Source organism: Halobacterium zhouii (assembly GCF_021249405.1).
GTDB lineage: Archaea > Halobacteriota > Halobacteria > Halobacteriales > Halobacteriaceae > Halobacterium > Halobacterium zhouii.
Map to the genome: position 1 here is coordinate 944,431 of NZ_CP089593.1, position 12,478 is coordinate 956,908.

Here is a 12,478-nt window from a genome sequence, read left to right on the forward strand (position 1 = left end):
GCCACCCGTTTCCCTACTGCTCGTCGCGCAGTTCCGCTATCAGGCCCCGTGCCGCCTTCCGCACCGACTCGTCGCTGGACTGCGACGGCTCCCACCCGAGCGCGGAGAGTTTCTCGATGGAGAGGCGCATCTTCGGCACGTCGCCGGTCCACCCTCGGTCACCGCCCGTGTACTCGTACTCGGGGTCGAGGCCCATCTCGTCGGCGACGATGTCCGCGATGGCGTTCACTGACGTCGTCGTCCGCGTGCCGAGATTGTACGTGTTGAGGTCGTTGTCTGCGTGCTCCACGACGTGGATCATCGCGTCGATGCACTCCTCGACGTGAAGGTAGGACTTCTCCTGGCGGCCGTTCCCGAGAATGGTGAGCGTCTCCGGGTCCTCGAGGAGTTTCTCGATGAAGTCCGGAATCACGTTCCCGCGCTGTTTCGGGCCGACGATGTTCGCGAAGCGGTACATCCACGTCTGGATGCCGTGGGAGTGCGCGTACGTCGAGACGAGGCCCTCGTCCGCGAGTTTGCTCGCGCCGTAGATGGAGATGGGTTCGAGAGGCGCGTAGTCCTCGGGCGTCGGCATCGGCGCCTCGCCGTACACCGTCGAGGAGGAGGTGAACGCGAGTTTGTCGACGCCCACCTCGTCCATGCGCTCGAGGACGTTGTACGTCATCTCGCCGTTCTCCTCGAACAACACGCGGGGGTTCTCGTAGTTCGTGTCCGTGTACGCCGCGAAGTGGAAGACGACGTCCACGTCCTCGGTAATCACTTCGGCCACGTCGACGGCATCGCACATGTCTGCTTGCACGAATTCCACGCCGTCGGGGACGCGCTCGCGGGTCCCCTTCGAGAGGTTGTCCACCGCGACCACGTCGTTGTCCTCGCTGAGTCGCGCGGCGAGATGCGACCCGACCAGGCCCGCCGCGCCGGTGACCACGACGCGAGAGTCGGAGAGTTCCATACAGGGTGGTTTCCGGGATTCGGCAAGTGCGTTCTGGTCTGGGTTGCAACAGTCCAGAATCCGGCCTCAACTCCAGCGAACGCCAGCCAGTTCCTCGCTTTTCGCCCAGAGGTCGCGCTGGGCGAGCACGTCGCTGGCCGCCGACGACGGCGGCGTGCGCTCGCAGTCGTCGAAGTACGCGCCCGTCACGTCCGCGACGTCCGGGGACGCCGCGAGGTAGACGGCGTTCCGTGCGGCGCTGCGCGAGGTGTCGGTCACGCCGCCGGTGAGCGCCGCCGGGAGCACGTACGCGAGGCGGGTGCCCGCCCGCACCAGCAGCGGGGCGTTCCGCCAGAGGCCGCTCCCCGGGACGAACCCAGGGTGGAAGCAGTTCGCCGTCTGGTCGTCGAGTCGCCGCGCCAGCCCCGCCGTGAACATCACGTTCGCGAGTTTCGACCGGGCGTAGGCGTCGAAGCCGTCGTAGTCCTCGACGGACTGCACGTTCTCGAACTCGCTCGCGCTCGCGCGCCGGTGGACCTCCGACGCCGTCGTGACGACCCGGCCATCAGCTGCCAGCACCTCCCGCAGGTCGTGTGTGAGCACGAACGGTGCGAGGTGGTTTACCGCGAACGTCGCCTCGGCGCCGTCCCAGACGAGATGTCCCTCGTCGAAGTGCGCGCCGGCGTTGTTCACCAGCACGTCGAGTTCGTCCACCCGCCCAGCGACGTCCGCCGCGAGGTCCCGGACCGCCGACCGAGAGGCGAAGTCCGCCCGGTAGAACACGCTCTCGCTCCCGAGGTCTCGGAGGTCGTCGCGCACCGAGAGGCCGTCCTCCTCGTCTCGACCGTGGATGTGGACGGTCGCGCCCAGGCGAGCGAGCGCCAGCGCCGTCTCGCGCCCGATACCGCTGGTCGCGCCCGTGACGAACACGGTGGACTCTGAGAGGTCGACGTCTTGTACGCCTGCCCTGGCTTCCGGGAGTGTCATGGTCTGGGGTTCGTCTGCTTGCCGCATAAGTGGTGTCCGGGGTGGTCGTCTCTACATGCTCAGCGATACTTCGTCTTCCGAAGCGCTAGTTTGTTGCACGACAAAAATGAAAACCGATATATTATTCTGCTCTGTGGAAGTTACTCAATGGTCTCCCGACGAAAATTCCTCGGCCTGTCCGGAACGACTTTCCTCGGGGGTATTGCGGGCTGCACGACGCTACTTTCTGAGAACACTGACTCGCAGGATGACTGCCCCGTATTCGGGGATCGAGAGATACGATGCACGGAGAATGTCGTGGATTCAGTGGTTGTCCTTCCTTCTCGTTCGACCGTAACACCGGAATCGGAGACAATCAGGCTCACTCTTTACAACCGGACGGACAAGACGTTTCTACAGGTCGGCCCCTGGCAACTCCGCAGACACACCGAGTCTGGAGAGTGGAAGCGAGTTGGTCCCGAAGAACGCTCGCTGGACGCCGTTGTGCTCCAGCCCAGCCAGTCGACCCAGTTGACATTCGCGTTCTCGACAGACGATTCTGGGTCGTCCCCCTACACTATCGTTCCCCCTGACGAATCCAGAACCGAGTACGTGTTCTTCTTCCCGGGAAGCGTCGGTGATGGCCCAGTCCGAAACTACGCCACGCGATTCACTGCAGAGTTCTAGCCTCCTCTACCACCTCGACGCGGAGACGCCTAGCTTCCGAAACGCGTACCACGGGCAAGCGTCTCCCCACACATATGCAGGGCGAACCCGAGGTCGCGGTGCTCCGGTACGGCCACCGGCCGGGGCGCGACGACCGCATGACGACGCACGTCGGCCTGACGGCGCGCGCGCTCGGCGCGGACCGCGCCATCCTTCCGGGGAACGCGAGTCAGTCCGAGGAGACGGTCGCGGACATCACGGACCGGTTCGGCGGGCCGTTCGAGGTCGAGTCGACCGAGGAACTCCCCGCCACCGTGCGCGACTGGGAGGGCGTCGTCGTCCACCTCACGATGTACGGCGAACCCGTCCAGGACGTGATCGGGGACGTTCAGGACGCCCGCGAGTCCGACCCGCTGCTCGTCGTCGTGGGTGGTGAGAAGGTCCCTGGTGAGGTGTACGAGGAGGCCGACTGGAACGTCGCCGTGACGAATCAGCCCCACTCAGAGGTCGCCGGCCTCGCGGTGTTCCTCGATAGCCTGTTCGAGGGCCGAGAACTGAGCCAGGAGTACGAGGACGCCCGGAGTCGCGTGATTCCTCAGGAGTGCGGGAAACGCGTCGAGGAACTGGAGTAGCCGCTATCAGAGCGCCGGATCAGGGTCGCTATCGGCGTGCCGTAGTGTTTCGACGCCGGTTCATACCGGAAGAATGACCCGATTGTACTTACCATTTTGCCAGTTCGATGGTTTCCGACGTGGTGGTGGTGGTACTCGGACCCCTCTCAGACGTCGTTTTGGGCGTCTGCCCCTGAACCCTCGAAACGTGACTGGACGAACCGACCTCGGTGGAATCAGCCAGTTCGGACCGTTCCTCCGCCGGAGTGACAAGACTTAATGGCGCTCCGACCCGCCTTTTGGACAATGGCTTTTGAGGATCTGCTGGAGGCACCCGTGGTCCAGAAGTACCTCCACGAGTTGGTCGGCCCGAAGGGGATGCCGGTGGCAGTGTCACCCCCGGACGGAGAGGTGACAGACGAGGAGTTAGCCGAGCGCCTCGACCTGGAGTTGAACGACGTGCGACGCGCGCTGTTCATCCTCTACGAGAACGACCTCGCGACCTACCGCCGGGTCCGAGACGAGGACTCGGGGTGGCTCACGTACCTCTGGACGTTCGACTACGACAACATCCCGGAGAACCTCCACGAGGAGATGGACCGCCTGCTCGACGCCTTAGAGGACCGACGGGAGTACGAACTCGAGAACGAGTTCTACCTCTGTGAGGTGTGTTCGATCCGCTTCGAGTTCGGCGAAGCGATGGACCTGGGCTTCGAGTGTCCGGAGTGCGGGTCGCCGGTCGAGGCGATGGAGAACACGGACCTCGTCGACGCGATGGAGGAACGCATCGGGAACCTCCGCTCGGACCTCGGTGTGAAGGCATAATGGTCGTTCTCGCCACGAAATTGTACGTAGAGGGCGATGCTCGCGAGCGATCACTCGACGGTCTGCGGTCGCTCGTGGACAACGACGTCGGCGAACTCGACGTCGAATACGAGATCGGCGTGCGCCGCGACGACTTCCCGTCCGTGACACTCGACGGGCCAGACGAAGTGGCCGCGCGCAACGTGCTCGCGGAGACGTGGGGCGAAATCACCGAAGTGTTCGAGGACGGCGAAACCTACACTGGGACGCTCGAATCCTGGGACGACGACGGCTTCGTGCTCGACGCGGGCGAAAACGTACAGATTCCCGCCGACCAGATCGGTCTCGGCCCGGGGACGCCCGAGCAGATTCGGAATCGCTTCGGCCTCGTGCAGCACATCCCCCTCGAGTTCACGTACGGCGAACCATCGCAGCTCGCGGACGAGGAGCAAGACCGGCTCTACGAGTGGACTCGGGGCAACGGTCGGCTGAACGTGAACAGTGCGACCCGCGGCGAGGTGCGCGCGACGGTCAACCGCGCCGGCCACGCTCGTGACATCGTCACCGTCGAGCGCCTCGGCCTGCTCGAGCAGAGCGTCATCTGCAAGGAGGGGACAGATCCGCCCGGCCTGCTCTCGGCGGTCGGCGAGTACCTCCCCGCGGAACTGCTCTGCGTCGTACCATGAGAACGGATCTGCTCTATATCGCGTCATGAGGAAGTTGCTGGTGACACTGGCGGTGGTCGCGCTCGCCGTCAGCGCCGGGTGCGTCGGTTCGTCCGGACCCAGCCAGGAGGAGCTCTCTCGAGACGCCGACTACGACTGGACGACCGACGCGAACGTCACCGTCACGGTCAACGGGAGCGAGTACCAGGCAGTCGCGGACGTCTCCGGCCGGGATTCGGTGACGCTGTCGTCGACGAGCGCGCTCGGTGGACGCCATCCGGTCCGCCTCTCCGCCGTCGAGTTCCGGTACCCGAACGGCACCGTCGTCGGTGCGGACGCAATCTCGGTCAGCACGAGCAACACGCAGACCACCGTGGAGTTCCCGGCGAGTAACGGCACGTTCGCGTTCACCGCGAGCGCGGGTAGTCGGTCGGTCACCGTCCCGACAGCGTTCGACGGCTCCTACGAGGTCGTGTTGCCCGAGGGGATGCGCACCGCATTCCCGGTGTTCGGCGCGGTGTCACCGGGTGGCTACGAGAAGCGCGTCGCCGCCGACCGCGTCCACCTGCGCTGGGGGTCGGTGTCCGCCGACGCGGTGAACGCGGAGTTCTACCTCCAGCGTGACCTCTACATCTTCGGCGGTATCGTCGGCGTGCTTGTGGTGCTGGCGCTCCTGGGCGTCGTCTACTTCCGACTGCAGATTCGACAGCTCGAACGCAACCGCGAGCAGGCGGGCCTCGACCTGGAGCGCGAGTAAGGCCTCGACCTGAACGCGAGTAGCGACTCTCGGCCGCAGGCCGGAGTTGTCGGGCGACTCGAACGCTCGCGGCCCGCAGGGAGGCTACTTTTGCCACGCGGGTTCGTACGACACTCTATGCAGGTTGCGCTGGTGACCGTCGGCGACGAGTTGCTCGCGGGCGACACCGAGAACACGAACGCGACGTGGCTCGCCGCGCGGCTCACGGAGCGCGGCGCGACCGTCGAACGCGTACTCGTCGTGCCCGACGACGTCGACGTCATCGCGAGCGAAGTAGCGGCGTTCGCGGACGTGTACGACGCTGTACTGGTCACGGGCGGCCTCGGACCGACCCACGACGACCTCACGATGGCGGGCGTCGCTGCGGCGTTCGACCGCGAGATGATCGAGCACCCGGACGCTGTGGCGTACTTCGAGGAACACGAGCAGTACCAGCGGAGCGACCTCGCGGACGGCACGACGGAGTTGCCCGCGGACGCGCGAGTGCTCGAAAACGAGGTCGGTGTCGCGCCGGGTGCGGTCGTCGAGAACGTCTACGTGTTACCGGGCGTCCCGACGGAGATGGAGGCGATGTTCGACGCGGTCGCGGGGGAGTTCGGCGGGACGAAACTGCACGTCGAGACGGTCCGCGTCGACCGACCGGAGAGTTCGTTGGTTGACGTAATCGCGGAACTTCGCGAGCGCTACGACGTCGAGGTCGGCAGCTATCCCGGCGACGACGTCCGGGTGAAGATCCGACACGAGAACCCGGAGACAGCGCGGGCGGCAGCCGACTGGCTCACTGACAGAGTGGCGTGACGACGAGGGAGAACAGACCGAATTCGAGTCACTGCGAGTGAATCAGTCGGGTTCGAGTCACTACGGGAGAACCAGCGACTCGAGTCGCCGAGAGAAGAGTGACTCGGCTCGAGTCACCGGTAGAGGTACGCCGTCCACACGCCGGCGGCGAGCAGTCCGAGCACCGTGACGGTCCAGCCGACCGCGTTCATCGGCAGCGATACACCCTCCGAGGCGGCGAGCAGCGCGAACATGCATCGGCCTTCCCGGGGCGCGCTCTTAACTCTTGATTCACGCACCGGTGTTCCGGCGTGGTCGCGCACCGTTGCGATGCTCACTCCACCACTCGCCGAACGATCTGGACGACGTCCCGTCCCATCACGGTGGCGTCGTCGTCGATGGAGATGAGGCGGCCAGACCGTTCGCCGGTCGAGACGTGGACGACGAACCCATCCTCGAACAGTCGAACCGTCGCGCGCAGCGACCCGAGTTCGTAGAGGTCCTCCTGTCGCGTCGCGCCCATCTCGGAGAGCGCGAGGTCACCAGCGATTTCGTCCACCTCGTCGCTTCTGTAGTTGGCCTGTACGTCGTCGCGCATGAACGAGACCGCCCACGAGTCGGCGTCGTGGCGTCCGACCACACGCAACTTGTCTCCGACGTGCTCCTGGAGGGCGTCGACGAGTTCGTCGTCGGTTCGGGGCATACACTGGCCGTGACGGTATGCCGTATTCATCTTTTCGACGCGACCGCTCGACTTTTTGGGACGCCAACCCAACGGCGGGTATGCGAACCGTCGGCGTCGTCGTGAACCCTATCGCGGGCATGGGCGGGCGGGTCGGCCTGAAGGGAACCGATGGGAAGGCCGCCGAAGCCAGGGAGCGAGGAGCAGAACCCCGCGCTCCGGAGCGCGCAACGGCAGCGCTCACCGCGCTCCGGGAGCGAGCGCCGGAGACGGAACTGCTCGCGTACGGCGGTGTGATGGGGGCAGACGAGGCCAGGGAAGCCGGATTCGACCCCGAGGTCATCGGACAGCCCTCGGGGGACGACACGTCCGCGGCGGACACCCGGCGCGCGGTCCGCGAGTTCGCGGACCGTGGCGTCAACCTGATTCTGTTCGTCGGCGGCGACGGCACCGCGACGGACGTCGCCGAGGCCCTCGACGCGGCGGAAACCGAGCGGGCGACGGACATCCCTGTTCTCGGTGTCCCCGCGGGTGTGAAGGTGTACTCTGCGGTGTTCGCGGTGACCCCGGAAGCCGCGGGTCGGGTCGCCGCGGACTTCGACGCGACCGAGGCGCGCGAGGTCAGCGACATCGACGAGGACGCCTACCGTGGCGGGGAAGTGCGGACCACCCTCCGCGGCGTCGTCGAGGTACCGGTGGCGTCGGACCTTCAGTCCGCGAAACAGACCCACGCCGGGAGCGTGGAGGGACTCGCCGCGGGGGTCGTCGACGACATCGAAACGGGCGTGACGTACGTACTCGGGCCGGGCGGAACGCTCGGCGCAATCACGGACGCGCTCGGAGTCGACGGGTCACCGCTCGGCGTCGACGTCTACCGGGACGGAGAACTCGTCGTCCAGGACGGCAGCGAGGACGAGATTCTGTCGGCGCTCGGCGACGAGAACGTCGTGTTCGTCTCCCCCATCGGCGGACAGGGGTTCGTGTTCGGCCGCGGTAACCACCAGATATCGCCCGCGGTCATCGAGCGAAGCGACGTCCGGGTTGTCGCCTCGGCCAGTAAACTCGACGACGTCGGCGCGCTGCGAGTCGACACCGGCGACCAGGCGGTCGACGAGTCACTGCGCGGGTGGACGCGCGTCAAGACTGGCCGTTTCGAAGAACGGATGATGAAGGTCGTCTGAATCGAAGAACGGACGACGGAGAACGTCCGATTGTGAGGACCGGACGATGAATCGTCGACTGGAAGGATTCGGCGCGTATCGCTCGGTTACTCGTCGGATTTCATCGACTCGAGCTGGTCGATGAGTTCGTCGCTGCTCGCGCCCGGTTCGAAGTTGGCGTCGCCGTCGTGGTCGTTCTCGTGGACGTTGACGGCGGCGTCTTCGTCGATCTCGGTGTTCTGGTCCTCCTGCTCGGACTCGTCGTAGCTACCAAAACCCATGGGAAACAGCGTAGGGGCGGCCCGGGAAAAAGTGTACCGGTGTTCCCGATAGGTGCGTTCGGACGACCCGATTGCGAGTTCCGCGACGCGGAACGCGTCAAACGGCCTAGGGTACGTATTAGGATAGCGGCGCAATACTAAGGTCGTTCGGACGAGTGGTACTCGCATGGAGACGCGAAAGGTCCAGCGCCTCGGTCCGTCGACGCTGGCGATGACGCTGCCCGCGGAGTGGGCGCGAGAACAGAACGTCGAGAAGGGCGACGAGGTCACCGTCCGCGAGAGCGGGAAGGGGCCACTGACGGTCACTCCGGAGTCCGCACACGGCGAGGACTCGGAGGCGACCATCCACGCAGAAAACTTCGGTGCTGACGCCGTCGAACGCGCCATCGTCGGGCAGTACGTGCTCGGTCGACGCATCATCCACGTCGAGAGCGAGGACGCACTCGACTCCCAGCACATCAACGCGGTCTACCAGGCCGAGACCCAGCTCATGGGACTCGGCGTCGTCGAGGAGACGCCCGAGCGCATCACCATCCGGTGCAGCGTCGACCCCGAGGACTTCGACCTGGACAACCTGCTGGAGCGCCTCGAGAACACAGGATCGACGATGCGCGGCGAGGCGGTCAAGGCGCTCGCGCACGGCAACGCCGACCTCGCCCAGCGCGCGCTCAACCGCGAGCGGCAGGCGAACAAGATATTCGTGCTCTGCCTGCGCCTCATCTTCACGGCGTTCCAGAACCCGACGCTCGCGCGCGCCGTCGGTCTCGACGACGGCTTCCCGCTGGTGGGTTACCGGAGCGTCGCGAAGAACCTCGAACTCACCGCGGACAACGCCGAGGACATCGCCGAGATCGTCTTGGAGACCGACGGCCACTCGCTGGACGTCGAGCAGGCGACGATGCGCCGCATCCGCGAGTTCACCGACCAGGTCGACGAGATCACCGCGAAAGCCGTCGAGGCCGTCGTCACCCGGAACTACGACGCCACCATCGAGGCCCGCGAGTTGTTCGCGGAGATCGGCGACCGCGAGGGCGACATCCTCGCGGACCTCCCGGAACTCGAGAACGAGGACCTGCTCGAGGTTCGTGAGGTCCTCGTCAGCCTCCAGCAGACCGCCCAGTACGCCATGCGGAACGCCGAAATCGCGGCGAATCTGGCGCTCAACGAGCAGTCCGACCACACCACGCTGAACTGACCACGTCTCGGTTTCGAAGCGTACGAATAGCGTCCTCACTCCGCGACCTGCCCGTTCTAATCGAGCAAATAGGGCTTTGCTTCCGGAGTGCGTCCTCTCGTCTGGTGTACAACATGGTTCACGTTATGGGCAAAACACACGTAGCGGACTTCGACGCGTGGAGAGAGAACTTCGACCAAAACGACTCCCTCCGAACGGAACACGGACAGCGAGGCTACCAGATTTTCCGGTCGTCGGACGACCCCGAGGACGTGGTCGTCCTCTTCGAGTGGGACGACCGTGAGAACGCCCGGAAGCTGTTCGAGTCTGACGAGATGCGCGGACGACTGGCGGACGCGGGCGTGGAGGGGCAACCAGAACTGTCCTACTTCGAGCAGGTCAGCTAGGCTGTCCCGGGAACCCACTGCCGGAGCGTGAACGGAACGGCTACGGGAGTCGGGATGGCTACCGGATTGGGGATGGTTACGGGAGTCGGGACGCCTCCGGAAACCGGATACTCCAGCGAGTCGCCGGTCAGCTTCCGTCCGTGCTGGCCTTCTCGGCCTGCAGTGGATTTCGTGACGCCAGCGTACACGGAAACGCCGGATGCTCGGCGAAGTGTCGCACCAGCATGTGGCGACGTGACCCCGTGATGCCCGACGACGACAGGGCGTCGGCGTCGAACGACGCGGGCAGGCGGTCAAACAGTTGCTGCGCTTCGGCGAAGCTGTCGAAAACCGTCGAGTTGCCCGTGGAGTCCGCACCGCGCCGTTCGACGACGAAACTACCATCTTCGCGGTGCTCGCAGGCGGTGCGGAAGAACTCCTCCCGACGCGCCAGGGCGTCCCCGACTACGTCGCGGAGTTCCGCGGCGTGTTCGCGGGACAGCGAGAGGGTTTCGCCGTCGACAGTGACGCGAATCTCGCCGTCGTCTACGCTGGCAGTGATGGACTGTTCACAGTCCGAGAACTCGATCAGGAGCCTGAGTACTCCGCTGCATACGCCAGCGGAGTGGACGCGCCCCTAAAAAGGTATCTGGTGTGTCGGCCGTTGCGGTGACTACTCGCTCAACTTCGTCTCGCGAGGCCTTGTGGAGCACGGCTCCACAAGTCCTCGTTCGCAAGCTCACGAGGACGCCGCTGGAACAAGTTCCAGCGAGCCCTCCGTCGCTACCACTCCGGAGGACGCCGATGAGCTTCGCTCATCGAGCCCTCGCTCAACTTCGTCTCGCGAGGACGCCGTCGTCGGTCGTCGTTGTCGTGTCGCTGGTCGTTGTCTCCTGGGTGGTCGTGTCGCTAGTCGTGGTCTCCTGGGTGGTCGTGTCGCTAGTCGTGGTTTCTTCGGCTGTAGTCGTCGATTCGTCCGTGGTCGTCGACTGGCCGTCGCCGGTCGAGTTCTCGGTGCCGTCGCTCGACGCGTCGCCCGCCGCCTTCGACCCGAAGATGTCTGTTTCGATGGTGCGCGTGTACGTCAACTCGCGAAGCGGCACGCGAACGGGTTCGGTCGTCCCGGGGGGTTCCACCTCCGCGTAGAAGTCGATGCGCAACTCCGTCGTCTGGTTGTTCCGGAGGTGGCTTACCCACCACTCGTCGAGGCGTTCGTTGTCGATGACTGTCGGCGTCTCGATGGTCCGCCTGGTGTGGCCCGGAATCGACTCCGTCTGGGAGACCTCTCCCTGGCCGACGAGCACGCCGTTCATCGTGATGTTGTAGCCGACGTTCGTGACCGCAACCGGCGCCGTCTTCGGGTTGTAGACGTCGAACTCCATCTGGATGGGCGTCTCGCTTTTGGTCACGGTGCCCCACGAGGCGTTGGTCTCCTCGATGACCATTATGGGGTCCTCGACGAGCGGGACACCCGCGTTCACCGGACGGTCCTCGCTCGAATTGAACTGGCTGATGACGTCCGTCCGGATTGTTTTCGGTGCGGGCTGGAACGTCGCCGAGCGACCGAGCAGTCCGGAGTGCGCCGTCGCCGTGATGGTGAGGTTCGTTCGCTCACCGTTTTTCACGTGGCTCGCCCACCAGTCCGGGATTCGTTCGTTCTGGAGGTCGGTGGTGAGGTTCACCGTCGAGTTCCCGGTGCCGATGCCGATGCCGTGTTTCGCTCCGGATGCCATCTCGATGCCGTTCATCGCCACCGCGTACTCGACGGTGAGGTCACCCAGCCGAACCCCGATTGGGTTCGGGTTGTGGACCACGAGGTCTGTCTGGATGGCGGTCCGGCTCTCGTTCACCGCGCCGAATTCGTTGTCGATGGTCGCGACGCTCGGCACGCCGAGGATGCCCGCGAAGAACGCGCCACTGACGACGAGGCCGACGCCGAGTATCGACGTCACGGCGACGCGAAGAGTGCTACCGAGCAGGAGTGCGCGCACGTCCATACTCGCCTGCGGACGCCGGCGGGAGGAAAATCTGTCGTCTCCCCGCGCACAGAGGTCGGTTCGCCGACAGCATCCGGCGACGAGTAGAACGAGTTAAGGGACGGCCCCGGCAAACCCCGGGCATGGCGACTGGCTCCGCACAGGAGACGGACATGGGCGTCGGCATCGGTCTCGCACTCGGACTACTGACGGTTGCGGCGGGCGTCTACGCGTTCGTCGCGCAAGGCCAGTTCGAGACGGCGCTCGGATTCGGGGCGGCGGTGACGCTCGCGGTACTCTGCGTCGGCGCGATCCACGTCTGGTCGTAGCGGAAACCGTTAAACGCGACGAGTCCCTACTCCTCTTCGATGAGCGACTACACCGACGAGGAACGACGCATCCTCGACCACTTGCGCGAGAGCGTAGAGCGCGGTGAGCGCTACTTCCGCGCGAAGAACATCGCGAAGCACCTCGGACTCTCCTCCAAGCAAGTCGGTGTACGACTGCCGGAACTCGCGGAGAAGACGGAAGACGTGGATATCGAGAAGTGGAGTCGGTCGAAGTCCACGACGTGGCGCGTCGAACCGACGTAACCGGCGACTGTCGAGACCGTGACGGCCGACACAACCGGCGATTTTTTGC

Annotated in this window: 18 protein-coding genes; 12 read left to right on the forward strand and 6 right to left on the reverse strand. The window is 65.2% G+C overall.

Annotated features, from left to right (window positions below; all coding sequences use genetic code 11):
- Positions 1 to 13: 13 nt before the first annotated feature.
- Together LT970_RS04845 and LT970_RS04850 are read right to left on the reverse strand one after the other, a co-directional pair.
- Complete coding sequence (locus LT970_RS04845; RefSeq protein WP_232688336.1) at positions 14 to 952, reverse strand: NAD-dependent epimerase/dehydratase family protein; 939 nt, start codon at positions 950 to 952, stop codon at positions 14 to 16.
- 66 nt (positions 953 to 1,018) lie between these two features.
- On the reverse strand, positions 1,019 to 1,918 hold the full coding sequence (locus LT970_RS04850) for an SDR family NAD(P)-dependent oxidoreductase (RefSeq protein WP_232688337.1): 900 nt from the start codon (positions 1,916 to 1,918) through the stop codon (positions 1,019 to 1,021).
- 147 nt (positions 1,919 to 2,065) lie between these two features.
- On the opposite strand from LT970_RS04850, the gene LT970_RS04855 reads away from it, so the two are divergent.
- From LT970_RS04855 to LT970_RS04880, 6 genes are all read left to right on the forward strand, one after another.
- A complete protein-coding gene (locus tag LT970_RS04855) occupies positions 2,066 to 2,584 on the forward strand; it encodes a hypothetical protein (protein WP_232688338.1) in 519 nt (172 codons plus the stop codon).
- Positions 2,585 to 2,658: 74 nt separating this feature from the next.
- Positions 2,659 to 3,195, forward strand: a complete 537-nt coding sequence (locus LT970_RS04860) for a tRNA (cytidine(56)-2'-O)-methyltransferase (RefSeq protein WP_232688339.1) — start codon at positions 2,659 to 2,661, stop codon at positions 3,193 to 3,195.
- A 285-nt stretch (positions 3,196 to 3,480) separates the two neighbouring features.
- A complete protein-coding gene (locus LT970_RS04865; protein ID WP_232688340.1) occupies positions 3,481 to 3,999 on the forward strand; it encodes a transcription factor in 519 nt (172 codons plus the stop codon).
- On the forward strand, positions 3,999 to 4,664 hold the full coding sequence (locus tag LT970_RS04870; protein ID WP_232688341.1) for a DUF2110 family protein: 666 nt from the start codon (positions 3,999 to 4,001) through the stop codon (positions 4,662 to 4,664). Before LT970_RS04865 ends, LT970_RS04870 begins: the two co-directional genes overlap by 1 nt.
- A 40-nt stretch (positions 4,665 to 4,704) precedes the next feature.
- Positions 4,705 to 5,400, forward strand: a complete 696-nt coding sequence (locus LT970_RS04875; protein ID WP_232688342.1) for a DUF5803 family protein — start codon at positions 4,705 to 4,707, stop codon at positions 5,398 to 5,400.
- 117 nt (positions 5,401 to 5,517) lie between these two features.
- On the forward strand, positions 5,518 to 6,198 hold the full coding sequence (locus LT970_RS04880; RefSeq protein ID WP_232688343.1) for a competence/damage-inducible protein A: 681 nt from the start codon (positions 5,518 to 5,520) through the stop codon (positions 6,196 to 6,198).
- A 313-nt stretch (positions 6,199 to 6,511) separates the two neighbouring features.
- On the opposite strand, the gene LT970_RS04885 is transcribed toward LT970_RS04880, so the two are convergent.
- Complete coding sequence (locus LT970_RS04885) at positions 6,512 to 6,880, reverse strand: DUF7522 family protein (protein ID WP_232688344.1); 369 nt, start codon at positions 6,878 to 6,880, stop codon at positions 6,512 to 6,514.
- 80 nt (positions 6,881 to 6,960) lie between these two features.
- Between LT970_RS04885 and LT970_RS04890 the strand changes: the two genes are divergently transcribed.
- The gene (locus LT970_RS04890) at positions 6,961 to 8,040 is read left to right on the forward strand and encodes an ATP-NAD kinase family protein (protein ID WP_232688345.1); all 1,080 of its coding nucleotides are present in this window, start codon (positions 6,961 to 6,963) and stop codon (positions 8,038 to 8,040) included.
- Positions 8,041 to 8,126: 86 nt separating this feature from the next.
- Here the strand turns inward: LT970_RS04890 and LT970_RS04895 are convergent, their stop codons facing one another.
- Positions 8,127 to 8,300: a DUF5786 family protein gene (locus tag LT970_RS04895; protein ID WP_232688346.1), complete on the reverse strand. Its 174-nt coding sequence runs from the start codon at positions 8,298 to 8,300 to the stop codon at positions 8,127 to 8,129.
- A 166-nt stretch (positions 8,301 to 8,466) separates the two neighbouring features.
- On the opposite strand from LT970_RS04895, the gene LT970_RS04900 reads away from it, so the two are divergent.
- On the forward strand, positions 8,467 to 9,495 hold the full coding sequence (locus LT970_RS04900; protein WP_232688347.1) for a phosphate uptake regulator PhoU: 1,029 nt from the start codon (positions 8,467 to 8,469) through the stop codon (positions 9,493 to 9,495).
- 125 nt (positions 9,496 to 9,620) lie between these two features.
- Positions 9,621 to 9,881, forward strand: coding sequence for an antibiotic biosynthesis monooxygenase (locus LT970_RS04905; RefSeq protein ID WP_232688348.1), 261 nt, complete (start codon positions 9,621 to 9,623; stop codon positions 9,879 to 9,881).
- A 127-nt stretch (positions 9,882 to 10,008) separates the two neighbouring features.
- Here LT970_RS04905 and LT970_RS14665 read toward each other — a convergent pair whose 3' ends face one another.
- Positions 10,009 to 10,362: a DUF7528 family protein gene (locus LT970_RS14665; protein WP_349292253.1), complete on the reverse strand. Its 354-nt coding sequence runs from the start codon at positions 10,360 to 10,362 to the stop codon at positions 10,009 to 10,011.
- Here LT970_RS14665 and LT970_RS04910 point away from each other — a divergent pair.
- Positions 10,273 to 10,533: a hypothetical protein gene (locus LT970_RS04910; RefSeq protein WP_232688349.1), complete on the forward strand. Its 261-nt coding sequence runs from the start codon at positions 10,273 to 10,275 to the stop codon at positions 10,531 to 10,533. The genes LT970_RS14665 and LT970_RS04910 overlap by 90 nt on opposite strands.
- Before the next feature lie 157 nt (positions 10,534 to 10,690).
- Here LT970_RS04910 and LT970_RS04915 read toward each other — a convergent pair whose 3' ends face one another.
- Entirely contained in the window at positions 10,691 to 11,857 is a 1,167-nt protein-coding gene (locus tag LT970_RS04915) for an LEA/WHy family protein (protein ID WP_232688350.1), read from the reverse strand.
- A gap of 122 nt (positions 11,858 to 11,979) precedes the next feature.
- Between LT970_RS04915 and LT970_RS04920 the strand changes: the two genes are divergently transcribed.
- Together LT970_RS04920 and LT970_RS04925 are read left to right on the forward strand one after the other, a co-directional pair.
- Positions 11,980 to 12,165 carry a DUF7525 family protein gene (locus tag LT970_RS04920; protein WP_232688351.1) on the forward strand — a complete coding sequence of 62 codons (186 nt, stop codon included), beginning with the start codon at positions 11,980 to 11,982 and terminating at the stop codon, positions 12,163 to 12,165.
- 39 nt (positions 12,166 to 12,204) lie between these two features.
- Entirely contained in the window at positions 12,205 to 12,429 is a 225-nt protein-coding gene (locus LT970_RS04925; RefSeq protein WP_232688352.1) for a DUF7123 family protein, read from the forward strand.
- The last annotated feature ends 49 nt before the right edge of the window (positions 12,430 to 12,478 follow it).

Excerpts from the sequence above, each read along its gene's own strand:
- LT970_RS04845 (WP_232688336.1), bottom strand. The coding sequence starts at position 952 with ATGGAACTCTCCGACTCTCGCGTCGTGGTCACCGGCGCGGCGGGCCTG.
- LT970_RS04850 (WP_232688337.1), bottom strand. The coding sequence starts at position 1,918 with ATGACACTCCCGGAAGCCAGGGCAGGCGTACAAGACGTCGACCTCTCA.
- LT970_RS04855 (WP_232688338.1), top strand. The coding sequence starts at position 2,066 with ATGGTCTCCCGACGAAAATTCCTCGGCCTGTCCGGAACGACTTTCCTC.
- LT970_RS04860 (WP_232688339.1), top strand. The coding sequence starts at position 2,659 with ATGCAGGGCGAACCCGAGGTCGCGGTGCTCCGGTACGGCCACCGGCCG.
- LT970_RS04865 (WP_232688340.1), top strand. The coding sequence starts at position 3,481 with ATGGCTTTTGAGGATCTGCTGGAGGCACCCGTGGTCCAGAAGTACCTC.
- LT970_RS04870 (WP_232688341.1), top strand. The coding sequence starts at position 3,999 with ATGGTCGTTCTCGCCACGAAATTGTACGTAGAGGGCGATGCTCGCGAG.
- LT970_RS04880 (WP_232688343.1), top strand. The coding sequence starts at position 5,518 with ATGCAGGTTGCGCTGGTGACCGTCGGCGACGAGTTGCTCGCGGGCGAC.
- LT970_RS04885 (WP_232688344.1), bottom strand. The coding sequence starts at position 6,880 with ATGCCCCGAACCGACGACGAACTCGTCGACGCCCTCCAGGAGCACGTC.
- LT970_RS04890 (WP_232688345.1), top strand. The coding sequence starts at position 6,961 with ATGCGAACCGTCGGCGTCGTCGTGAACCCTATCGCGGGCATGGGCGGG.
- LT970_RS04895 (WP_232688346.1), bottom strand. The coding sequence starts at position 8,300 with ATGGGTTTTGGTAGCTACGACGAGTCCGAGCAGGAGGACCAGAACACC.
- LT970_RS04900 (WP_232688347.1), top strand. The coding sequence starts at position 8,467 with ATGGAGACGCGAAAGGTCCAGCGCCTCGGTCCGTCGACGCTGGCGATG.
- LT970_RS04905 (WP_232688348.1), top strand. The coding sequence starts at position 9,621 with ATGGGCAAAACACACGTAGCGGACTTCGACGCGTGGAGAGAGAACTTC.
- LT970_RS04915 (WP_232688350.1), bottom strand. The coding sequence starts at position 11,857 with ATGGACGTGCGCGCACTCCTGCTCGGTAGCACTCTTCGCGTCGCCGTG.
- LT970_RS04920 (WP_232688351.1), top strand. The coding sequence starts at position 11,980 with ATGGCGACTGGCTCCGCACAGGAGACGGACATGGGCGTCGGCATCGGT.
- LT970_RS04925 (WP_232688352.1), top strand. The coding sequence starts at position 12,205 with ATGAGCGACTACACCGACGAGGAACGACGCATCCTCGACCACTTGCGC.